Origin of the sequence: Colwellia sp. MB02u-6 (assembly GCF_014077095.1) — a bacterium.
Classification (GTDB): domain Bacteria; phylum Pseudomonadota; class Gammaproteobacteria; order Enterobacterales; family Alteromonadaceae; genus Cognaticolwellia.
Genome location: NZ_JACGVG010000025.1, coordinates 109911 through 133229, shown reverse-complemented (window position 1 = coordinate 133229; position 23319 = coordinate 109911). Strand labels below are relative to the sequence as shown.

General features: G+C 38.7%; 20 protein-coding genes and 3 tRNA genes. 14 read left to right on the top strand and 9 right to left on the bottom strand.

Features of this window, described 5'->3' with window-relative positions; translation table 11 throughout:
* Window positions 1–166: 166 nt before the first annotated feature.
* Both uvrB and H4J46_RS01980 read right to left on the bottom strand, forming a co-directional pair.
* Entirely contained in the window at window positions 167–2167 is a 2001-nt protein-coding gene (uvrB, locus tag H4J46_RS01985; protein ID WP_182231893.1) for an excinuclease ABC subunit UvrB, read from the bottom strand.
* The gene (locus tag H4J46_RS01980) at window positions 2167–3540 is read right to left on the bottom strand and encodes an MATE family efflux transporter (RefSeq protein WP_182231892.1); all 1374 of its coding nucleotides are present in this window, start codon (window positions 3538–3540) and stop codon (window positions 2167–2169) included. The genes uvrB and H4J46_RS01980 overlap by 1 nt, the downstream gene beginning before the upstream one ends.
* A gap of 555 nt (window positions 3541–4095) precedes the next feature.
* Here H4J46_RS01980 and H4J46_RS01975 point away from each other — a divergent pair.
* From H4J46_RS01975 to H4J46_RS01965, 3 genes are all read left to right on the top strand, one after another.
* Window positions 4096–4171, top strand: a tRNA-Asn gene (locus H4J46_RS01975).
* Between the two features lie 67 nt (window positions 4172–4238).
* Window positions 4239–4314 (top strand) — tRNA-Asn (locus tag H4J46_RS01970).
* Window positions 4315–4383: 69 nt separating this feature from the next.
* Window positions 4384–4459 (top strand) — tRNA-Asn (locus H4J46_RS01965).
* 1073 nt (window positions 4460–5532) lie between these two features.
* Here H4J46_RS01965 and H4J46_RS01960 read toward each other — a convergent pair.
* The 5 genes from H4J46_RS01960 to H4J46_RS01940 all read right to left on the bottom strand — a co-directional run bounded on the left by H4J46_RS01960 (window position 5533) and on the right by H4J46_RS01940 (window position 10597).
* Window positions 5533–7182 (bottom strand): M28 family metallopeptidase, encoded by a 1650-nt coding sequence (locus tag H4J46_RS01960; protein WP_259365651.1) that lies wholly within the window; start codon window positions 7180–7182, stop codon window positions 5533–5535.
* Between the two features lie 303 nt (window positions 7183–7485).
* Entirely contained in the window at window positions 7486–8388 is a 903-nt protein-coding gene (locus tag H4J46_RS01955) for an FAD:protein FMN transferase (RefSeq protein WP_259365650.1), read from the bottom strand.
* 72 nt (window positions 8389–8460) lie between these two features.
* Window positions 8461–9837: a DUF3570 domain-containing protein gene (locus tag H4J46_RS01950; RefSeq protein WP_182231891.1), complete on the bottom strand. Its 1377-nt coding sequence runs from the start codon at window positions 9835–9837 to the stop codon at window positions 8461–8463.
* On the bottom strand, window positions 9828–10097 hold the full coding sequence (locus H4J46_RS01945) for a DUF4266 domain-containing protein (RefSeq protein ID WP_259365649.1): 270 nt from the start codon (window positions 10095–10097) through the stop codon (window positions 9828–9830). The genes H4J46_RS01950 and H4J46_RS01945 overlap by 10 nt, the downstream gene beginning before the upstream one ends.
* On the bottom strand, window positions 10094–10597 hold the full coding sequence (locus H4J46_RS01940) for a TlpA disulfide reductase family protein (RefSeq protein WP_182231890.1): 504 nt from the start codon (window positions 10595–10597) through the stop codon (window positions 10094–10096). Before H4J46_RS01940 ends, H4J46_RS01945 begins: the two co-directional genes overlap by 4 nt.
* Before the next feature lie 168 nt (window positions 10598–10765).
* On the opposite strand from H4J46_RS01940, the gene H4J46_RS01935 reads away from it, so the two are divergent.
* Complete coding sequence (locus tag H4J46_RS01935; RefSeq protein WP_182231889.1) at window positions 10766–11386, top strand: LysE family translocator; 621 nt, start codon at window positions 10766–10768, stop codon at window positions 11384–11386.
* Window positions 11387–11606: 220 nt separating this feature from the next.
* Here the strand turns inward: H4J46_RS01935 and H4J46_RS01930 are convergent, their stop codons facing one another.
* Entirely contained in the window at window positions 11607–12182 is a 576-nt protein-coding gene (locus H4J46_RS01930) for a hypothetical protein (RefSeq protein WP_182231888.1), read from the bottom strand.
* A 695-nt stretch (window positions 12183–12877) separates the two neighbouring features.
* Between H4J46_RS01930 and ccoN the strand changes: the two genes are divergently transcribed.
* The 10 genes from ccoN (at window position 12878) to uspE (ending at window position 22029) form a co-directional block, all read left to right on the top strand.
* Window positions 12878–14299 (top strand): cytochrome-c oxidase, cbb3-type subunit I, encoded by a 1422-nt coding sequence (gene ccoN, locus H4J46_RS01925; RefSeq protein WP_182231887.1) that lies wholly within the window; start codon window positions 12878–12880, stop codon window positions 14297–14299.
* 10 nt (window positions 14300–14309) lie between these two features.
* Entirely contained in the window at window positions 14310–14954 is a 645-nt protein-coding gene (ccoO, locus tag H4J46_RS01920) for a cytochrome-c oxidase, cbb3-type subunit II (protein ID WP_182231886.1), read from the top strand.
* Window positions 14951–15163, top strand: a complete 213-nt coding sequence (locus H4J46_RS01915) for a cbb3-type cytochrome c oxidase subunit 3 (RefSeq protein WP_220462903.1) — start codon at window positions 14951–14953, stop codon at window positions 15161–15163. Before ccoO ends, H4J46_RS01915 begins: the two co-directional genes overlap by 4 nt.
* Complete coding sequence (gene ccoP / locus H4J46_RS01910; protein WP_182231885.1) at window positions 15156–16139, top strand: cytochrome-c oxidase, cbb3-type subunit III; 984 nt, start codon at window positions 15156–15158, stop codon at window positions 16137–16139. The genes H4J46_RS01915 and ccoP overlap by 8 nt, the downstream gene beginning before the upstream one ends.
* A gap of 160 nt (window positions 16140–16299) precedes the next feature.
* On the top strand, window positions 16300–16800 hold the full coding sequence (locus tag H4J46_RS01905) for a FixH family protein (RefSeq protein WP_182231884.1): 501 nt from the start codon (window positions 16300–16302) through the stop codon (window positions 16798–16800).
* Between the two features lie 13 nt (window positions 16801–16813).
* On the top strand, window positions 16814–19213 hold the full coding sequence (locus tag H4J46_RS01900) for a heavy metal translocating P-type ATPase (RefSeq protein ID WP_182231883.1): 2400 nt from the start codon (window positions 16814–16816) through the stop codon (window positions 19211–19213).
* Window positions 19210–19464 (top strand): cbb3-type cytochrome oxidase assembly protein CcoS, encoded by a 255-nt coding sequence (ccoS, locus tag H4J46_RS01895; RefSeq protein ID WP_182231882.1) that lies wholly within the window; start codon window positions 19210–19212, stop codon window positions 19462–19464. Before H4J46_RS01900 ends, ccoS begins: the two co-directional genes overlap by 4 nt.
* Window positions 19461–20123: a sulfite exporter TauE/SafE family protein gene (locus H4J46_RS01890; RefSeq protein ID WP_182231881.1), complete on the top strand. Its 663-nt coding sequence runs from the start codon at window positions 19461–19463 to the stop codon at window positions 20121–20123. The genes ccoS and H4J46_RS01890 overlap by 4 nt, the downstream gene beginning before the upstream one ends.
* A gap of 80 nt (window positions 20124–20203) precedes the next feature.
* Window positions 20204–20923: a fumarate/nitrate reduction transcriptional regulator Fnr gene (gene fnr, locus H4J46_RS01885; protein ID WP_182231880.1), complete on the top strand. Its 720-nt coding sequence runs from the start codon at window positions 20204–20206 to the stop codon at window positions 20921–20923.
* A 173-nt stretch (window positions 20924–21096) separates the two neighbouring features.
* The gene (gene uspE, locus H4J46_RS01880) at window positions 21097–22029 is read left to right on the top strand and encodes a universal stress protein UspE (protein ID WP_182231879.1); all 933 of its coding nucleotides are present in this window, start codon (window positions 21097–21099) and stop codon (window positions 22027–22029) included.
* 421 nt (window positions 22030–22450) lie between these two features.
* On the opposite strand, the gene H4J46_RS01875 is transcribed toward uspE, so the two are convergent.
* Entirely contained in the window at window positions 22451–23302 is an 852-nt protein-coding gene (locus H4J46_RS01875; RefSeq protein ID WP_259365648.1) for a glucosaminidase domain-containing protein, read from the bottom strand.
* Window positions 23303–23319: the final 17 nt, after the last annotated feature.

Here is a 23319-nt window from a genome sequence, read left to right as displayed (position 1 = left end):
CCTGATGGACTAAAGTCCACCCTACATTGGGCCTATGTTGAAGCTATATTGGACCTACATCGAACCTACATCAAACCTACATCAAACCTAAATTGGGCCTACACTTCAATCTATACAAGATTTATTGGCCACTAGAAATTAATGGGATCAATAAATTTTTAACGCGCTAAGTCGCCAACTGCAGATCGCGTAATTTGGCAATTTTATCTCGTACCGACGCGGCCAATTCAAACTCTAAGTTTTGGGCATGATTAAACATGGTTGTTTCTAATTCTTTTACTTTTGCATCAATTTGTTTGGTGGTGAAGGTTTCATATTCTGAAGCTGGCTCAGCTGCTTTTAATGCTGCTGCTGCGCGAGTCTTACCACCATCAAGGTCCATTACATCAGAAATATTACGTCTAACGCCACGCGGGGTTATGTTGTTATCAAGATTATATTGGTGCTGTTTAACGCGACGTCGGTCGGTTTCATCAATTGCTTTACGCATTGAGCCGGTAATGCGCCCGGCATATAGAATTGCTCGGCCATTAATATTACGTGCCGCTCGCCCAATCGTTTGAATAAGTGAACGCTCTGAGCGCAAAAATCCTTCTTTATCAGCATCGAGAATCGCCACGAGAGAAACTTCTGGCATATCTAAACCTTCACGCAGTAAGTTAATACCTACTAGCACATCAAACTTTCCTAAACGAAAGTCGCGGATAATTTCTACCCGTTCAACTGTATCAACATCAGAATGTAAGTAACGCGCTTTAACTTGGTGTTCGTCTAAATAATCGGTGAGGTCTTCCGCCATGCGCTTGGTTAATGTCGTGGCTAAAACTCTTTCATCAATTTTTACCCGTTTACGAATTTCAGACAGTAAATCATCAACTTGCGTGTCAACGGGGCGAACTTCTATGATGGGATCCAGCAGTCCGGTGGGTCGCACGACTTGTTCAGCAATTTCCCCTGCTGACTTTTCAAGTTCATAGTGACTTGGCGTTGCAGAAACATAAATGGTTTGCGGCGACAGGGCTTCAAATTCTTCAAACTTCATTGGGCGATTATCAAGCGCCGAAGGCAATCTAAAGCCATATTCTACTAGGTTTTCTTTGCGTGAACGGTCACCTTTGTACATAGCACCAATTTGCGGTACGGTGACGTGTGACTCGTCAATGATCAGCAAGCCATCGCTGGGCAAGTAATCAAATAATGTCGGTGGTGCCTCTCCTGGCCCCCGGCCCGATAAATAGCGCGAGTAGTTTTCTATGCCTGAGCAATAACCCAGCTCGGTCATCATCTCAATATCAAATTGAGTACGTTGCACTATGCGCTGCTCTTCAATAAGTCTATTGTTTTCTTTAAGTTGAGTCGCTCTATCTTTTAATTCAATTTTTATTTTTTCAACCGCAGCCACTATTTTTTCACGTGGTGTCGCATAATGGGTTTTAGGATAAATAGTGACGCGAGCGACAGTGTGATCAACAGCGCCGGTGAGTGGATCAAATATGCTAATGCGCTCAATTTCTTCATCAAACAATTCAATACGTAAGGCCATGCGGTCTGATTCAGCAGGGAAAACATCAATAACATCACCGCGCACACGATAAGTTGCGCGCTGAAATGCCATGTCATTACGTGCATATTGCAATTCAGCTAAGCGCCTTAAAATGTCACGCTGATTAATAATGTCACCAACGCTGATATGCAACATCATTTTCAAGTAGGATTCAGGATCGCCCAAACCATAAATTGCTGAGACAGAGGCGATAATAATGACGTCTTTTCGCTCTAACAGTGATTTGGTTGCCGATAAGCGCATTTGCTCAATATGTTCATTGATCGAGGCATCTTTTTCGATAAAAGTATCAGTGGTTGGCACATAGGCTTCTGGTTGATAGTAGTCATAGTAAGAAACAAAATACTCTACGGCGTTATCAGGGAAAAAATCTTTCATTTCACCGTATAATTGTGCCGCTAAAGTTTTATTTGGCGCTAGCATCATGGTCGGTCGATTCAGTTTTTCAATAACATTGGCGATGGTATAAGTTTTACCTGAGCCGGTTACCCCTAATAATGTTTGATGTGCTAAACCTGATTCAATACCATCAAGCAATTTTGCGATTGCCGTAGGTTGATCGCCGCTGGGAGTATAATCTGAATGTATTTTTAACGCTTTCATTAAGTAATAACCTCTACTGTGACCCGATCTTTTTCACATTGCTTGTTAAACAAACCATAAGAAATAGCCGCCATCACTACATTTCCAAGTAAAGCTCCCATAAAAAAGCCTTCTATACCAAACCACAAACTACCAATATAAGCTAATGGCACATAACAAATAAATAAACGAATAACACTTAACACTAGCGCTACCATAGGCTTATGCAGTGCGTTAAATGATGAGTTTGTTAAAATAATAACGCCTTGAAAGCCGTAACCTAAGGGTAAAATCCAAATAAAAAGTTTAATAATATCGGCAACCGCTTGCTCTTTAGAGAACACGTCGGCAATAAATGGCGCGGCTAACACGAGCACAACATAAACAAGCACCTGAAAGCCTAAAACAAATTTGATTGAGGTTTTGTAGCCGTCTTCAACACGCTTCATGTTGCCGGCACCCAAGTTTTGGCTGATAAAGGGAGGTAATGTCATCGACAGGGCTAACACCACTAAACAGGCAATAGATTCAATTCTTGACCCCACCCCAAAAGCGGCTACAGCTGATGCGCCATAGTTAGCTACAATCGCGGTTAACACCGCCGAGGCAGCCGGTGTTAACATATTTGCGCCCGCTGCAGGTAAGCCAATATGTAAAATGTCGCGTGCCGAATAAATAAAGTCTTTAATTGCCATTAAATGGCGGTGAATTAAATCGCGTTTAATCGCTAAAATATATAAAACATAGCCTAAACCGAATAGCCAAGATATTAAGGTAGCAATGGCTGCACCTTCAATACCCATAGCGGGTATGGGACCAAATCCAAAAATAAAAATAGGATCTAATACAGCATTTATTAAGCCAGCGCTACCCATAATTATACTGGGTGTTTTAGTATCGCCATCAGCACGCAAAATAGCGTTACCTATCATAGGGCCAATTAAACAGATACAACCTAAAAACCAGAGGTCCATATATTGATGAATTAAGGGGAGCAGTGCTTCGCTAGCCCCTAAAAGTAAAAAGGTTTCATCAATCAACAAATAACCGATAACGGCTAGTATACCGACAATGATTGCTGATAAATATAATGCGCTGGTTGCGAGGTTTTTTGCCGTCGCTTTGTCACCTTTACCCAGCGCTTTTGCAATGACGGCTGACGTACCTATACCTAAACCTATAGTAAGACTGATCACGGTAAAGGTAATAGGAAAAGTAAAACTAATCGCAGCTAAAGGCTCTGTGCCCAATAACCCGACAAAAAAGGTATCAACTAAGTTAAAGGTCATCAATAAAATCAGGCCATAGATCATCGGCACTGTCATTGTTTTTAACGTTGGACCTACGGGGTCTTTAAGTAGATTTATTTGGTGAATAGTTTTAGTCTTAATCATTAATTTTTGAACGTAAGTGATGAACCGAATACACCTGCCATTGTAAAAGATCGTGTTCGGTCTCGCTACGTATATATTTTATTAGTGATAATAATGTGACAACTTGAAGAAAAAATAATATACCTGGAATAAAATAGACAACGCTGCTCTTCGCCAAAAACACCATAAATGTATAAAATATCACTCTTGCACAAAAAACACACGAACATGGGCGAAAACACGACAATAGTACACTAACTACTTGTTATTAATTAATATTTAAACTTAATCAAAAAAATCTCTATTTAACTACAAGCCGCATTCTACCGTTTACCTTACGTAAATGTACACTTTAACCCACATAGTTATCCACAGATAAAGTGGATAACTCTATTTTTAGTTGTTATTTTTAGTGCTGGGTATTTATTCATCATAAAATGCAGGAATGTTATCAACAACGCCTGCAATTTGAGCAAACAAGCAATAAAATGATTTTTTTCGAACTTTTGTGTTGACAGTATGACATGCGGCCTTTAATATTCGGCCCCGTTAGCCACTAGAGGCTTTCAAAACAATTCCTCAATAGCTCAGTTGGTAGAGCAACGGACTGTTAATCCGTTTGTCCTTGGTTCAAGTCCAAGTTGAGGAGCCAAATTAAGAAGTAGTGGTTTTTATTTTAATATAAAAACGGCTAGATTAGAAAGTAGTAGAAGCACAATTCCTCAATAGCTCAGTTGGTAGAGCAACGGACTGTTAATCCGTTTGTCCTTGGTTCAAGTCCAAGTTGAGGAGCCACATTAAGATGTAATGGCTAGTATTAATATTGCTAGCGGTTATATTAGAAAGTACAGTAAAAAGAACAATTCCTCAATAGCTCAGTTGGTAGAGCAACGGACTGTTAATCCGTTTGTCCTTGGTTCAAGTCCAAGTTGAGGAGCCACATTAAAGAACCTGCTTTTTTAAGCAGGTTTTTTTTCGCCTTGAATTTGATGAACGACTATCCCTCAAAAAATCAGTTGGTAGAGCAACAGCCCCTGCTTTTGTAATTAATAAGCATTTGTCATTTCTTTGTCGGTCGAACTTTAGCCAGACAACCGTTAACGAGTGGTTAATGCTATAGGCCAAAAAACATCAGCAGCAAATATTATTTTCATTAATTAGTCTTAATACCAAAAGCAGTTAAATTTCATTTAACCTGATGGACTGAAGTCCATCCTACATAGAGCCTACGAGTGATGATGTAGATTTAGGTAATTTTTTGTCGGTTGGACTTTAGTCTGACAACCGTTAAACGAGTGGTTAATGCTATAGGCCAAAAAACATCAGCAGCAAATATTATTTTCCTTAATTAGTCTTAATACCAAAAGCAGTTAAATTTCATTTAACCTGATGGACTGAAGTCCACCTACATAGAACCTACGAGTGATGATGTAGATTTAGGTGATTTCTTTGTAGGTCGGACTTTAGTCTGACAACCGTTAAACGAGTGGTTAATGCTATAGGCCAAAAAACATCAGCAGCAAATATTATTTTCATTAATTAGTCTTAATACCAAAAGCAGTTAAATTTCATTTAACCTGATGGACTGAAGTCCATCCTACATAAAGCCTACGAGTGATGATGTAAATTTAGGTAATTTCTTTGTAGGTCGGACTTTAGTCTGACAACCGTTAAACGTGTCATTAACCTGATAAGAAAAATATAAATAGCTAGTTCAATCTTAGACGCAACAATTCACTACAAAAGAGCCAAGGGTTAATAGTTTTATTACTAGCGGTTACATTAAAGAAAAACAATGCCTCATTAGCGCAGTGGCTAGAACAACAAACTGTGCTCTTGTAATTAATAAGCATTTGTCATTATTGTTTATTTCAAAATTGTTTATTTCAAAATTGTTTATTTCAAGAGGGTTTATTTTAAAAGAGCTTGTTTAAAAAGTGCTTATATAAATTAGCCTATAAAAAAGGGCTAGATTTTCATCTAGCCCTGTATTGATATTTTAAGCTTAATAACTTATTTCATCATGGCATCGCGAGCGACTTTAAACTCACTGCCTTCACGCCAATTTGGCCAGTCTTTGGTATTGCTTAACATATAGCCTGTTTCAAAGAAGACTTGCAGCTCTGCGATCATACCCTGCCAACCCCAATTTTCATTGTATTCGTCACAGGTTTGGTGGTAACACTTAGCAACTAAAGCAGACACTTGCTCACCAATGGCTTTTTGCTCGGCATTAAGCCAAGTAGAGCCACCACCAGCACTTAATGCCGGTACGCCTTTCTTTGCCAAACTAAAGTGGTCTGAACGATAATAATAGCCACGTTCAGGGGTTTGCTCAGGTGTTAGGATACGGCCTTGGCTTTTAGCCGCTTTTGCTAAGTAATCTTCAAGTGCCGACTTACCAAAACCCACGACAGTTAAGTCTGTTTTCAAGCCTGAAATGTCTAAGCTGTCCATGTTGATCAAACCTACTACTTTATTTAATGGCATGGTTGGGTGGTTGGCAAAATAACGTGAGCCCAAACGCCCTTGCTCTTCAGCTGTTGCCGCCATAAAGGTTACTGAGCGTTCAGGGGCTTTGTCTAACGCTTTATAGGCTTTAGCAATATGCATTAAACCTGCTGTACCTGTGGCGTTATCATGTGCTCCATTAAAGTAAAGGGTTTTACCGTCAATAACGGTAGAGCCTAGATGATCCCAATGTCCCATATAGATAACATGTTCATCAGGGCTAGTGCGACCTGGAATTGTCGCGATAACATTATTAGATACTGAGGCTGTAATACTATTGTTAACTTTGATGTTAGCGCTGAGTTTAAGTGGCACAGCTTGAAATTCATTTGACAATGCTTGCGCTTTTAAGGTATTAAAATCTAAACCAGCTTTTGCCATTAACTCGTGTGCTTTGTCTGTGCTGATCCACATTTCAACATCAACAACGGCTTCATTCACTTCTTTAGCTGGTAGATGGTATTGCGCGCCAGTCCAGCTGCTTTCGATAACATTCCAACCATAGCTAGCCGGTTTGGTTTCATGCACTATAATAGCGCCAGCAGCTCCTTGACGGGCCGCTTCTTCATATTTATAAGTCCAGCGCCCATAATAGGTCATGGTATTGCCGTCAAACAGTGCGGGGTCTTGTGAGGCATAACCTGGGTCGTTAACTAACACCACAACAGTCTTTCCTTTCACATCAATATTTTTATAATCATTCCATTGATATTCAGGTGCGTTGATACCGTAACCAACGAAAACTAACTCAGAATTTTCAAGGCTAATTTGTTCACGTGTTTGACGTGAGCTAGCAACATAGTTTTTAGGAAAATCAAAGGCTATGTCGGCAATGGTTAATGTACCAACTGGCTCACTCACTATACTATTCATCGGTACGGCTTGAAGATAACTCTCGCCATTGCCAGGCGTTAAACCTAGTTTTTTGAATCTCGAAATCAACATATTGGTGGTTAATGTTTCACCTTCAGTTGATGGTTCACGGCCAGCGAATTTATCTGACGATAATGTTTTTACATCAGCTTTTATCGCGTCAGTATCAAACGATTGATACGCTGCAATGAAATTATCCTGAGCACAAGCACTCATCGACAGTAATAAGGCGCCAGCACCTACCAATATTTGCTGACGTTTTTCACGAATATAACTCAACTTAATTCTCCTAAAGTTTATTCACCATAGTTTAAAAGTCATAAAATTAATGGTGAATTTAAATCACCTATCAGACTAACGGTATTCCTCACAAAACGCTAGAAATACCTAATTAATACAATGTACTTGTTGCATTACTCATTAAATATCAAACTACAGATTTTAGTTACTCAGCGGTTATTTTACTGGTGATTATTTACCAGACCAAGGTATTAACGTGACGTAAATGCTGCTCAAACGCCGCTATTTTAAACACGGCTATAGGAACAATAAATTTACGCACTATACGTAGTAATAGGGACGTTAACGAATAGCCCAAAACTTAATCTCTTGCTCAGTCAAAAAACCTTCCGCCTGCGGCCCCTGCATTAAAGCTAATGTGGCTAATATTCCGGCTTGAATACATTGTGGTGCAACTACTGTAATAGAGCGTGGTGCCTGTACAACTGGCCAACCGGTTTTTGCATTTAAAATATGGCTATAACGAACGTTATCTTTGAATAAAAAGCGCTTTGCGTCACCGCTAGTGGCTAATGCGCCTTTTAACAAACTCACCACCATAGGCTTGCGTTCAATAAAACCTGGGTGTTCAATGCCTACTTGCCATGGCACATTGTTTTTACGGGGTTTATTAGCGGCTAAATCTCCACCTAAATTAACCAGTAGCGGTAATTGAGTAAATTCGTTGGCAATGATCATCGCTCTATCTACTGCGTATTCTTTACCGATGCCGCCAAAGTCGATTTCCATATGGTTTGGCATAATTATTTGATGTTCATCAAAAACAACTTTATGCCAACCGATGTTTTCTAAGCTTTTTTGTACATCTATACCTCGAGGTATATTGTCGCTACCATCAAATTGCCAAACTTGCCGTAATACCCCTGATGTTATGTCAAAAACACCATCGCTAAGTTGATAGCAAGTATCGGCAAAGTTTAATAACAAATAGGTTTCTTGATCGATAGCTAGCGCCTGACCGCCACTATTATTTATAGCGGTACAAACACTGGTGGCTTGATAACGTGAATATTTATCTTCAATGCGCCATACTTCATCAGCAATAAGCTCACCTAAGGTCAATGCAAGCTGGTTGTCCTTGCTAGCCACTAGTACTTCACAAGGACTGGCCATGGCATAAAAACGCAGACAATAACCGTCATCAGTTGCTGTTATTTCAAGCTGTCTAATCGGATTTTTCTTCAAGTGTTGTCCAATTTTTTACTGCCACTTTATTTTTCAACACGTCCCTGCGTATTTAAGTTAAGTTAAGCGAGATTAAAATGAATAGCTAACTTGAGCGATAATCGCTTCTACACTTTCATATAATTCAACTTCTGCTAGCGCACCCGGTGCTTGGTAACCTGAGTTTTTAGGGTCTTGTCGATAATACTCTAGCCTAAACGACAAATCATTACCGTCGCTAAGCTTCATACCGTACTTCACCCCTAAGGTGTATGCACTCATTTCTCCAATCCGATAATCTGCACTAGCAAACCCTGGAATGGCATTCGATTGTGCTAAAAATGGTTGGTAAAAGTCAGCAGCACTTTGTTGATAAAATCTAATATGAGGCTCGATATAACTTTGACCAGACAAAGGTATTCTCAACCTTGAGTCAATAGTATGAGAGTCTATTGCCCAGTCATCCCACATATAACGATAAGAGATATCAATAACGTTTTGTTCAAAGTGGTATTTAGTTTGTGCAAATACACTTTGCTTAACGCGACTGTTAGGCCGGTTTTCGTAAAGATAGTCTTGCGCAATGCCTTCGCTATTGACCAAACTTAACATTTTAAAAGGGTCGTTTAAATAACCATCAACTTTTGAGTAAGAGTAATTAAACTGGGTGATCATGCGACGATTGATAACTTGCGTAAAACCAAACATGATATCTGCAGTCGTTTTGTTGTCACTGTCTGTTCTGCGCGTAGCATTAAAAGCGGTTTTACCAGCGCTATTTACTGTCTCATCTTCACCCCCTTCGTCAATGCTATATTCGTCGTCATCATTATCATAAGCTAATGGCATTGATGCGAAAGCTAATGGAATACCACCTTCTGGTTCAAAAGTGTCTTGAAAGTAACTTAACCCTACTGAAAATGTTGAGTTTTTATTGTTAAAGTCATAGGCAAGGTTGCCATTAACACCCAGTGATAAATAATCATATTCTTTTGAAATATGAACACCTGCACTACCGGTATATTTTTCTGCTAACGGCTGAGTCCACTGGGCATTTAGCTGCACGCGAGTATCTTTAAATGTGTCGTCTAACGGGGTTTTGCCCGCTTGCGTTTGATAACTTCCCTTGCCTGAAGGTCGGGTAAATGTTTGCACATTCGGCTGTGCCGCTGCGCCAGTAGCTGAAGCACCGGTGAGTGAATCTATGGTTAACTTTAGATTCAATACTGCTTCATTTTCAAGAGTTTTTTGAGCGCTTATAACCGCTTCGGCGGCTGAAACGCGATCGCTTTCACTATAATATAAAAATGCACTCTCAAAATCCCAAGACGATTCTTGCTGTGCTTTTGCAGGCGTCATTGTGTCGTCTGCTGCATTGGCAATAACAGGTAATGTGCCTAACAGCGCCGAGGTAGCAATAGTCAATGCGGCCTTAATGTTTATTGGCGCCTTTTTGTGAGTTAATTGCATCCGCAACCTCCACCACCAAAACCTTTACCACCACTTGATGCTTCTTTGCTGAAATAGATATGATCATCAAGTGCAGAATCTATAGGTGAAGAGGTTAACGCCATCTCTTCTTTTGCTAATAAATCACGCTCCCATGGTTGTACACCTAATGATGAACAGCCACTGGCTAAAAAGATTGCCGCTGACAATAAAGAACACTTAATTATTTGCGAAGGTAAACCTGCATTAAAGTAATTTTTTTTGATTTGAAATGTTTTCATAAACCTACTCTATATTTAACGGCTAATAACGCCGTTAATTGTGTTTCATAAAGCTTTACTTTTTTAGTAAAAAAACCTGTATGTGCCTGCTGCACGTTACCCTGCTTGTCAATTAATAAGCTACTTGGCATACCTTGAATATCAAATTTTTGTGCGATGTCACCTTTGGGGTCATAGATAACTAAGAAATTTGCCGGGGTTTCTAACAAAAATTCTGTTGCTAATGTTTTATCTGCATCAAGATTGACACTAATGATGACAAAACCCTGATCACGATATTTTTGCTGCATTTCGTTCATCCAAGGAAATGACTTACGACATGGCCCGCACCAAGAAGCCCAGAAATCAAGATAGACTACTTGTCCTCGGTGTTCGGCTAAGGTTTGCTGCAACTTAGTTTCTGGTATCGACATCGCCTGAGTATGTTTAACCAGCAACAAGGAGAGTAATAACGCCAATACAGCAAAGGTATTACATGATTTTGGTAAATTTTTTGGCATAAACAGTAAAATTCATTGGTCTAGTTTTAAGGCCCTAATCTTATTTGATTTTTCTTAAGAAATCCTTAAGGTTTAATAAAAATATTGGATATAAATTTTCTTTAATCAGTGAAGTTACGTTATTATCGTCGACATATTTACTTATCCTTTTTTACTGGAAGTTTCACCTTGATTGACATCACCCTGCTCAGCTTATTTATCCCAACATTTTTTATTGTTAGCTTAACGCCAGGTATGTGTATGACATTAGCCATGAGCTTAGGAATTACCATCGGAGTGAGAAAAACATTATGGATGATGTATGGGGAGTTACTGGGTGTTGCTACTGTAGCTATTGCCTCTGTATTAGGTGTTGCGACAATAATGAATAAGTTCCCAGGATTATTTCAAGCGTTTAAAATAATTGGGGCATTATATTTATTATATGTTGGTATTAATATGTGCCGGGCTAAAGGCAAACTTTTGACCAATTCAAATCAACACCAGCAAATCATTAAAAAGCGCAGCTTATTTCAACAAGGATTTTTTACTGCCATTGCTAATCCAAAAGGTTGGGCATTTATGATTTCGCTATTACCACCTTTTATTAGCCAAACCCTGCCATTGGCACCACAATTAAGCATTTTAGTTGCGGTAATATTAATATCAGAATTTGTTTGTATGACCCTATACGCCACGGGTGGAAAAACTATTGGTAAGCTATTAACCCAAAGAAACAATGTACAACTACTTAATAGAATATCAGGCAGTTTAATGATATTAGTTGCTCTTTGGCTAGCCATTAGCTGATATAAGTTAAACGAAGCCTTTGCACTTAACAGTAATACAAAACTTATGATTAGGGTATGAATTCACAGGCGAATGTTTAAAGCGTATGACTAGCTAATGATAATTTCTAGTGGCATAGACTAATTTTATTATGTTATTAGCACCGGTGATTTGACCTGGTAAAAAAATCTGCGTACAACAAGATCACCCACTAAATAAAACTCATATGATTTTAGAGCTTTTAGCTTCGGTAACTCGCCACAGTTAACATTTTTGTATAGGTTTTTTGTTCAACGGTGGTGAAGGTTAACCATATACGCCATGTCATTTCCTCTGCGGAACAACTGCCAACAAGTATGTCTGATTTAAACACTTGTTTACTCGCTGCTTCATTATCAAATTCACTATCTAGCTTTAGCTGGGTTATATCGATTGGCTCTGGTTTTAAATTATCTGATGTTTTGTTATTCAATCTATTGTTAGGAAAGTCCTCATCAATAAACAAAGGTATTTTGCCCATATACATGTTAACCCCTTCAAGATAACCACTAACGCTGGTCAGTGCTTGTGTACCTTGATAATTCAGCACCATATTAAATGCCTGCTCAGCAACTATTCTATCAACATTAAATAAGACTTGAACTTGCCCTCCAGCTAAGTCGAATTGACATTGGCTTTGCTGAGCAATGCACTGTGCAGTGCGTACACTCTTAACACCCGCCGCTAGGTTAACCTTATCTTGGGGACTACAAGCGGTTAATAGAATGGCTGACCATATTAATAAAATGCCTTGCGCTAATTTTTTGGAAATATTCATGACGTGCTATAAAAGAAAGATATTTGTCAGTCATGATACACAAACCTTGGTGATATTTATCACTTTTTTATTGGCTTTATTTAATGCGTCACAGCAAATTTCAAACAAAAACCGAAGAGTTCACTTTTGCTATGATCTTACACAAGATTAGCCCCGTAATACTTAGTAATTAAAGTAGGGTCAAAGAAAAAATGACAACATGAACTGAACTATTATTACAGTTGACTGGTGATTTTTTTAGTTTTAAACAGAGAATTTTCAGCCAAGCATTTCTTAAATTAAACACAGTATCTAGTGTTAAATAGTTTGAAAAGCGTATCATATAGTTAGCTCTTCGATGTTTGCATAACGTATCTGCCAAATATTATTGAGTCATTATCATTTACCTTCAATTTAATTGTGTAAATATCAACCACAAATGGATTCACTGTTTCCGCTAAATTAGCCCGCTTTAAATGGTCTTTTTTTTCTAGCAAAAAAACGAGTAAATAAGTTAATCAGCACTTGCTTATTGACTTATTGGACGATATTGCAGCAACAGGATTTTTTTGTTGATTTAAATCAAGATTTACGGTTGATTTATAGCATAGGCGAAAGGTAAAATTACAAATAACATAGCTTCTCAGCATTTTTCATGAAAAAGTTTATTTTTTACAGAAAATTGCAAAATTTAACTTAGTAACGGAACAATTAAAATGACAACAACGCTTGAACATCCGTCATATAACTTCAATGTGGTGCGTCAATTCACCGTAATGACAGTTATTTGGGGGATCTTTGGTACTTCATTAGGTGTACTTATTGCTGCGCAATTGATTTGGCCTGCACTAAATTTTGAAACACCTTGGTTAACCTATTCTCGTCTTCGTCCGCTGCATACCAATGTGGTAATTTTTGCTTTTGGCACCAGCGCACTTTTCGCTACTTCATATTATGTTGTTCAGCGCACCTGTAAATCAGTTTTGTTTGGTGGAAAATTAGTCGCCTTTACCTTTTGGGGCTGGCAAGCTGTTATCGTGCTTGCCATTATCACTTTGCCTATGGGTTACACTTCAAGTAAGGAGTATGCAGAATTAGAATGGCCGATTGACATTTTAATTGCTGTGGTTTGGATTAGTTACGCCATTGTATTTTTCGGCACCTTAGTCAAACGTAAGACATCTCACATCTATGTTGCAAACTGGTTTTTTGGTGGTTTTATCCTCACTGTAGCGGTATTACACATCGGAAATAGCATGGTTATTCCGGTGTCGATGTTTAAGTCCTACTCAATATATTCTGGCGCTATCGATGCTATGATGCAGTGGTGGTATGGACACAATGCCGTAGGCTTCTTACTGACTGCAGGTTTCTTGGGTATGATGTATTACTTCGTACCAAAACAAGCTGAACGTCCAGTTTATTCTTACCGTTTGTCAATTGTTCATTTTTGGGCATTAATTTCATTGTACATTTGGGCTGGTCCTCATCATTTACATTACACTGCACTACCTGACTGGGCTCAGTCAGTGGGTATGGTAATGTCAATCGTATTATTCTTACCTTCTTGGGGTGGTATGATTAACGGTATTATGACGCTTTCTGGTGCGTGGCATAAACTTCGCTACGACCCTATTTTGCGCTTCTTAATTGTTTCATTATCCTTTTACGGTATGTCTACCTTTGAAGGCCCTATGATGGCAATTAAATCAGTGAATGCATTATCTCATTACACAGATTGGACTATAGGTCATGTACATTCAGGTGCATTAGGTTGGGTTGCTATGGTGACAATTGGCGCTATGTACCATTTAATTCCTGTGTTATTTAATCAAGGTCGCATGTACAGCACTAGGTTGATCAATATGCATTTCTGGTTACACACATCAGGTATCGTTTTGTACATAGTAGCGATGTGGATTTCGGGTGTCATGCAAGGGTTAATGTGGAGAGCTGTTAACACTGACGGTACGTTAACTTACAGCTTTGTTGAAAGTTTAGTTGCCTCTAAACCGTTCTACTTTATGCGTTTTGTTGGTGGTGTATTGGTTGTTGCTGGTTTCTTACTGATGGCTTATAACATGTACAAAACAATCTATGCTAAAGACAATAGTCTTAAGCCAATTGAAATAAGTTAGGGAGCCGACAATGAAAAATAAACATGAAAAATTTGAAAAAAATGTTGGTCTGTTTGCTATTTTTACTCTTCTTGCAATCAGCATTGGTGGTTTAGTTGAAGTTACGCCGTTGTTCTTTCAAAAAGCTACCACAACACCGGTTGATAACCTAAGACCTTATACCGCTTTAGAGATGGAAGGTCGTGATATATATATTCGCGAAGGCTGTAACGTTTGTCACAGCCAAATGATCCGCCCTTTCCGTGCTGAAACTGAGCGTTACGGTCACTACTCTGTTGCCGGTGAAGGCGTATGGGAACATCCATTTTTATGGGGCTCTAAGCGAACAGGCCCTGATTTAGCCCGTGTTGGTGGTCGTTACAGCGACGATTGGCATCTTGCGCATTTACTTGACCCTCGTTCAGTGGTACCTGAGTCAAATATGCCTTCATTTAAATGGTTAGCTGAAACTAAGCTTGATGGCGAATTAACGGAAAAGAAATTATCAACATTTAATTTCTTAACCCGTAATCGTAGCCATAAAGATGAGCAAGGTAATGCTATTCCACTTTACTCTGAAACTGAGCTTGCTAATGCAAAAAATGCAGTTGCAGGTAAAACAGAGATGACGGCACTAATTGCATATTTACAATCTCTAGGTCATGCGCTGAAATGATAACTATAGACTACGGCACACTTAGAGGGCTAGTTGCCCTATTAATATTGGCATTATTTATTGTCATTGTGGTTTGGTCGTATTCAAAAAAACGCAAGTCAGCGTTTGATGAAGCGGCAAATTCAATTTTTGAAGAAGATACTGAAACTGAAACTGAATTAAAGCACTCTGAAAAAAATAATAAACAGGAGACTAATAACAATGTCTAGCTTCTGGAGTATTTGGATTACTGTTCTTACCTTGGGTACATTAGTGGGTTGTTATCTACTATTGAACTATTGCTTAAAGAACTTTGCAGGCGTTGAAGAAGGTGAGCCTACGGGTCATGTCTTTGACGGTATTGAAGAATTGAACAACCCATTACCGAAATGGTGGAGTACCTTCTTCTTATTAACCATTATCTGGGGTTTTGGCTATTTACTACTTTATCCAGGTTTAGGTAATTTTCAAGGCCTATTAGGTTGGAAGAGTTCTAACCAAGGCATTTTAAATTTATCAGAATCAAAGGCAAGCATTGCTAATGCGAAAGCAGCGGGCTTGCTGGTACAGTACGACCGAGAAGTTATTGCTGCAACCGAAAAATATGGCCCTATTTTTGATGCCTACGCAGAGCGTAAAATTATTGACTTAGCAACCGCTAATGATGATGAAGCAACGTCTGCTCGTAAAGTCGGACAACGCTTGTATTTACAAAACTGCTCTCAGTGTCATGGTTCTGATGCACGTGGTGCTACTGGTTTTCCTAATCTAGCTGATAAAGATTGGCTATACGGTGGCTCACCTGAAATGATCAAAGCCACGCTCATCCACGGCCGTAAGGCAAATGGCATGATAGCTTGGAGTGCAGCATTAGGTGGCGAACAAGGTGTTAAAGAAGTTACCGCATATGTCTTAAGTTTAAGTGGTCGTGAAGTTGACACAAAAGCAGCTGAAGCCGGTAAAGTTAAATTTGCCATGTGTGCGGCTTGTCACGGTAGCGAAGGCAAAGGCAGTGATGCAATGGGTATTGCATTAGGTGCGCCTAACTTAACAGATAATATTTGGTTATATGGTGGTTCGCCGCGTGCGGTTGAAATGTCAATTGCTAATGGTCGTGCTGGCGTAATGCCGGCTTGGGATAAAATCCTAGGTGAACAAAAAATTCATGTCATTAGTGCTTATATCTATAGCTTGTCGCAAGAATAAAAAGTTAGAATAACGATTAAATACAAAGCCTTGGAACTGTAACGTACTAAGGCTTTTTTATTTAAAAAACATTAAACTTCACTAAATTAGCGCTTTTTTAATAGTTACCACTTATAAATAGTCGTATAATATTCATTCTCTCAGCAAAGAAGAAATTTTCATGAAAACATCTTGGTACCGAGAACCTTGGGCATGGTTTGTATTTATATTGCCTTTTACCGTAGTAGTTGCCGGCATTGCCACCTTCATTATTGCCAATACTAATCCCGACACTTTGGTTGTTGGAGATTATTATAAAAAAGGTAAAGCAATTAACCTTGAATTGGGTAAAATTAAACAAGCGCAAAAACTTGGCATGAGCTTTGGTTTAAAACTTGTTGACGACCAACTCATTATTCGTCCAACGGGTATCGAAAAAGAATTCCCCTTACTTAATGTCAATTTTTATCACCCAACCCTAGCGGATAGGGATTTCTCTTTAGTATTAACGCCTGATGGTAATGGTAACTTTACCCACATTTTTGAAGCTGATAAAAATGTGGCCGGTAAATGGCAGCTAACCATCACTCCGTTTGAAAATCACTGGAAAATTCAAGCTGTGATCACTCTACCTCAATCCGATTTTATTGCGATAACACCGGACACAGCCCAAGCAAATTAATGAGCCAAGCTTAATGAACCTAGACTGTTTTCATTGCGGTGAGTCCGTACCCAATGGCATTAATTTAACCACGAGTATTGAAAATATTATCCAACCTATGTGCTGCATAGGTTGCCAAGCTGTAGCACAAACTATTGTCGACAACCATTTAACTGACTACTACCGTTTTCGCAGTGCGCCAGCACACAAAGGCGAAGTATTAATACCTGAACAACTGCAACGCAATAAAATTCTTGATGATGAAAGCTTACAAAATGAGTTTGCTTATTATCATGATGGTTTTAAAGAAACTATATTAACCATTGAAGGTATAAGTTGCTCAGCATGTGCTTGGTTAATAGAAATGCAAATCAAGAAAATCGATGGTATTAATAAAATTAATGTTAACGCCACGACACAAAGAGCGACAGTCCAGTGGCAAGAAAATCAAGTAAAACTCAGTGAGATACTGAGTTTAATTGATAAAATTGGTTATCACGCCCTACCCTTTAAAGCCAGTACAGCTGAAAAAGCCAATAAAAAACAAGCCAAAAACTTTATTAAACGCTTAGGCATTTCAGGCATTTTAATGATGCAAGTCATGATGATCGCGTTTGGTTTATACTTTGGTGCTTTTGCCGATATGACTGAGTACAATGTACAGTATTTGCGCTGGGCCAGCCTTTTCTTAACCCTACCCATTGTTAGCTATGGCGCCTTTCCGTTTTATAAAAGTGCTTTTTTTGCCTTGAAAGCGCGACAACTATCAATGGACGTACCTGTCTCTATTGCCATTAGCCTGGCTTTTCTTGCTAGCGTTTGGGCTACATTTACCCAACAAGGTGAAGTGTATTTCGAGTCTGTTTCCATGTTTACCTTTTTGTTACTCATTGGTAAATTTCTAGAATTTAGGGCCCGTAGCCGCGCTGCTGACATCTCGGCAAATTTATTAAAATTAATGCCAATGACCGCAACTAAAATTGAACAGGGTATTGAACGTTTTATTTCAGCAACACATTTAAAAGCGGATGATATTATTTTAATAAAACCCGGTGAAACTATACCTGCAGATTGTGAAATAATAACTGGCACTAGCCAGATCAATGAAGCCATGCTCTCTGGTGAGCAACTGCCATTGCATAAAACAACGTTAGATAATCTTTATGCCGGTACCATAAACGGTGATGGTAACCTAACCGCAAAAGTTAATCACAGTAACCAAGAATCATTTTTAAGTCAGTTAATTCGCTTAAGTGAAAGCGCCCAAAGCCATAAACCTAAATTGGCACAACTGTCAGATAAAATAGCCCAATATTTTGTTGCTATTATCCTAGTTGTTGCCATTGTTACCGCAATATATTGGTCTCAACATCAACCAGCAGAAGCATTTTGGATCACCTTATCTGTTTTAGTGGTCACTTGCCCCTGTGCTTTGTCATTAGCAACACCTACGGCATTAACTTGTGCAACCACTCGCCTGAACCGTGAAGGGATCATGATTAAATCAGCACATGTGCTAGAAACTATGCCGGAAATTGAGGTGATGGCTTTTGATAAAACTGGTACCTTAACGACGGGTGAATTTACCATTACAGAAGTAAAAATTTATGGCGTATTTGCAGATAAAAACGCTCCAGATGGTCAGCAACAAGTGTTGGCTATTGCAGCGGCCCTAGAGGCACACTCGGCTCACCCCCTAGCAAAAGCCTTTAGCCAGTTTCGTGATTTTAGCCAAACAACAACTCAAGTGGTGGTTGCGCCAGGTGCCGGTATTTCTGGTGTGGTTAATAGCCAGCATTACAGAATTGGTAAAAACTCATGGCTACTCAGTAATAGTGACAACAATGCGCACAGTGCGCAGTGTGTTTTAATGCAAGATGATAACTTAGTTGCTGAATTTTATTTACATGATGGTCTGCGCGAAGATGCTAAAGCATTAATTAATTTTTTACATCATGAAAACATTAAAACTGTCATGTTATCGGGTGATCATCAACAAGGCTGTAATAAACTACAAGCAAAGCTGCAACTTAATAGTGTACAAGCAGATTTGTCTGCACAAGACAAAGTCAACGCTATTAAACTACAGCAAGCCTCACATGCTGTAGCTATGATAGGTGATGGCGTAAACGATACCCCAGTATTAGGCGCAGCGCATTTGTCTATTGCCATGGGCAGTGGTACTGATATTGCTAAAAGCGGTGCGGATGTGATATTACTGAACAATAAGCTCAAAGGTGTGCAAACACTGCGACAGGTATCGTTAAATACTGCGCGAATTATAAAGCAAAATTACCTTTGGGCTTTTAGTTATAATGCCATTGTCTTGCCACTAGCAGTTATGGGCTATATAGCGCCATATATGGCAGTAATTGGCATGTCGGCCAGTTCAATACTAGTGGTAAGTAATTCTTTAAGGTTATTAAAAAAATGAGTGTGATATACGTATTAATTCCCATTGCTGTGTTACTTACCGCCATTGGTATTTACCTCTTTTTTTGGGCGGTAAAAACTGAGCAATTTGATGATTTAGAAAAGCAAGGCTTGAGTATTTTATTTGAAGATGATCATGATAAAAAAAGTATTCATCAAAGTAATAATGCTTCGCCAATAACAACACAGATAGACAAAAAAAATACGTCACAGGAGCAGACAGACGCACAGGTCAAAAAGAATAGTCGATGAGCCTTGATTTTTTCTCCGCGTTTGTCATCGGATTATTAGGCTCAGGCCATTGTATAGTGATGTGTGGTGGTATCAGCACCATGCTCACGACGGCTATTTCTGATACCTCTCGTCATAAAAAATACGCGATTATATTGGCCTATAACTTTGGCCGTATCGCCTCTTATAGTCTTATTGGCGCTCTTGTCGCATTCACCAGCTCAATGGCTACCAAAAATATTGGCCTACCTGTTTCGCTGTTAAAAACTATTGCGGGTATTTTTCTTATCTTATTAGGTTTGTATTTAGGCCAGTGGTTTATGGGGTTAAGCCGCGTCGAACATTTAGGCAGAAATATTTGGCGCTACATTGCCCCACACACTAAAAAATTTATTCCCATTAAAAACGTGCAAAGTGCTTTCGCTTTAGGTGCACTATGGGGCTGGTTACCTTGTGGTTTGGTATATTCTACACTAACTTGGGCATTGGCTAGTGCCGATCCCCTTGATGGTGCCTTAATCATGTTTTTCTTTGGACTAGGCACCTTACCTGCCTTACTTTCAGTATCACTGGGCACCATAAGTATTAAATCATTATTGAGTCATACACTATTTAGAAAGGTGGCGGCCAGCTTAGTGATTTCATACGGAATCTATACTATACTCATTTTATATATATAACGTACCTGATGTAGACATTATATATATAAAAAATCATGGAAAAAGTCATGGAATCTTCATGAAAAATTTTAAAGGATATTATGAGTTATAAATCATGCACTATTCATCAGCATATTCACTGCCAAAACTGTAGTATTAGTGAATTATGTTTACCCTTTTCCCTCAATGATAAAGAGTTAGAATCGTTAGATAATATTATCGACCGTAAGCTGCCGATCCATAAAGGTGAGCAAATATTTAACGACGGTCAACCCATGCATGCCCTTTACGCTATCCGTTCGGGCACATTTAAAACCTACACTATTAATAAACATGGTGAAGAACAAATTACTGGCTTTCATTTAGCGGGTGATTTGCTTGGCTTTGATGCTATTGCCAATGCTCAACATCCAAGTTTTGCTAAAGCGTTAGAGACTTCAATGGTTTGTGAAATTCCTTACAACACGCTCGATAATTTATCGAACAACATGCCAAAATTAAAAAAACAAATTTTGCGTCTGATGAGTACTGAGATCCGTGAAGATCAAGAAATGCTAACATTACTGAACCGTAAAAATGCTGAGCAACGACTAGCAACATTTATCAGTACCTTAAGCATTCGTTACCATGCCCGTGGTTTATCTCCATCTGAGTTTCGTTTATCTATGACCCGCAGTGATATTGGTAACTATATTGGTTTAACCGTTGAGACCATCAGCCGTTTGCTTAACCGTTTTCATAGAAATGGTTTAATTGCAGTTGATGGCAAACTCATTACTATTCTAAGTTTCGACAAATTAAACGAATGTGCCGCACTGTAATGTAATGCTAACACCGGTTTTTTTACATTGCCTTATTAAGATATTTCACGCTATGGTTAGCGTGAAATATTATTTATCGCTGACAGCATAATAATGTGATTTAAGACAACTATTATGGCTTCAAAGTAGACTATTGTTATAAGACTAGTAGGCAATTGATAAAGGAATTAGCTATGGAAAAATATCAAAAAATACTCGCGATTGTTGACCCAACAACAGAAGAGCAAAAAGCAGTAAACCGGGCAATAGAATTAGCGCGTAAAACTGGCGCTAGCATTACGGCATTTTTGACCATCTATGACTTTTCTTATGAAATGACCACCATGCTGTCAAGTGATGAGCGTGAAGCCATGCGCCAATCGGTTATTAATGATCGCACTCAATGGCTAGAGTCTTTACTGGTTGAGCTTGATTTAAGCGGAATTTCTATCGATTGTCGGGTTATATGGCATAACCGTCCCTTTGAGCAAATTATTGCTCAAGTACTCGATAATGGTTATGACATTGTCATTAAAGGTACTCATCAACACGACAAATTCAAATCTGTGATATTTACTCCTACCGATTGGCATATTCTACGTAAATGTCCTTGCCCTGTTTTACTTGTGAAAGAGCATTTGTGGCCTGATAACGGTAATATTCTTGCGGCGTTAAACATTGGTAGTGCAGAGGAAGAACATAAAGCACTTAATAACAAAATCACAGCAGAAGCTAAACAGCTGACCCAAGTCATGAAAGCTAATTTACACCTAGTTAACTCGTTCCCGGGTACGCCAGTTAATATCGCCATAGAAATCCCAGAGTTTAATGCCAGCGATTATAATCACTCGATGTTAAAACATCATCAAAAAGCGATGTTAGCACATGCAACTGCCTTTAATATTGCACCCGAAAACACCCATATTAAAGAAGGTTTACCGGAAGATATCATTCAAAGCATAGCCGCTGAATTAGATGCCGAATTAGTCATACTTGGTACTATTGGCCGCACAGGTTTATCGGCTGCGCTAATTGGTAACACCGCAGAGCATGTTATTGATAGGCTTAATTGTGATGTATTAGCATTAAAACCCGATGGTTACATTTCACCACTTGATGTTAATTAATATCAGCTAACATCACTAATATAAAGTTGAATTGGGCCATTAAACACCTAGTTCAACTTTTCTTGTTTAATCACTTAAACTAAATTATGCGCAGAAATTTATCAGGGGTTTTTTACCAAGATCTCTGATGTAAAATCGCCCCTTTTTTCAAACTAAAAAACACTATTACTGAAGTTTTAACAGCCTTTAGCAAAAGTATATGACGATAATATCTTTAAGGTAAAATGCAAAACGGTTACCTGTAATAACATAATAAGGCTATTATTATGTTATCGGTTATTACTTTTGCTGACAAAAAAATGAGGAAGTAATATTTTTTCAAGGCAATTAAAGTGCAAATTTTTTAACCGACATAACATTGGAATTTATTTATATAATCTATTTTTATACATAAATTGAGAATAGTACATTTACATAGTGCTTATTTATTATATAGCGCGAAGTAATGTTGATTATGGCGGATCATATCAGTTAATTCCAATACATAATCTATGCCACGTTCAGAATAACGAATTAATCCCGTTGCAAGAATTTCTGGCGCTAGTGGCTGTTTTTGATCGCGTAATTGGCCTCTAATCGATCTAAATACCGTATAAGCACCGTTGGTATTAATATTGTGCAAATAACGTGCGACACCTAAACTAATAGAGCTATAAGCGGCAACTTCATGCTTAGCGCCGTTATTACGGCTACCTGGCACCATACCGCAACCTTTCCTATAACACCATACACCAAAAAAGTTTAAACCTATTCGAGCAAAGCGAGAGGTTCCCCAAGCAGATTCATTGGCCGCTTGCACTAAAACAAGTGCTAGTGGAATGATGTCAATTTTAAGCTGTAATTCATATAGTTGTCGTAATAGAGAAAACTTGTTACTGACTTTATATTTTTTGCTCAAACTGCTTACTAAAGTATGTTCTTCCGCACTAAAGGGCTGTTCTAAGGTTAACTGCGCAATTAAGCGTGCCACTTCAGCACGCAAAATCAATATTTTTTTATTTTCAGCTTGTACTGTAGGTTTAATAAAAGCAAAAAAACGACGTTTTTTCTCTTTTACATCACGAATTTTAGCGAAGTCGGGTAAAGTGACCTTGTGTAACGGTTGCTCAACTATCTTAATGACCTTCTTAACCGTTTTCGGTGCTACCAGCACCGGTTCTTCAGTCGGCATACTTTGGGGCAAAGGTAGGAAGGTAAATGGTGCGATTAACCCCGCACTCAGCAAAACTAAAAAAATAAACCCTAAAAAATTTTGCTTATTAAATATCGTCAAGCTAATAGCTCCTTACA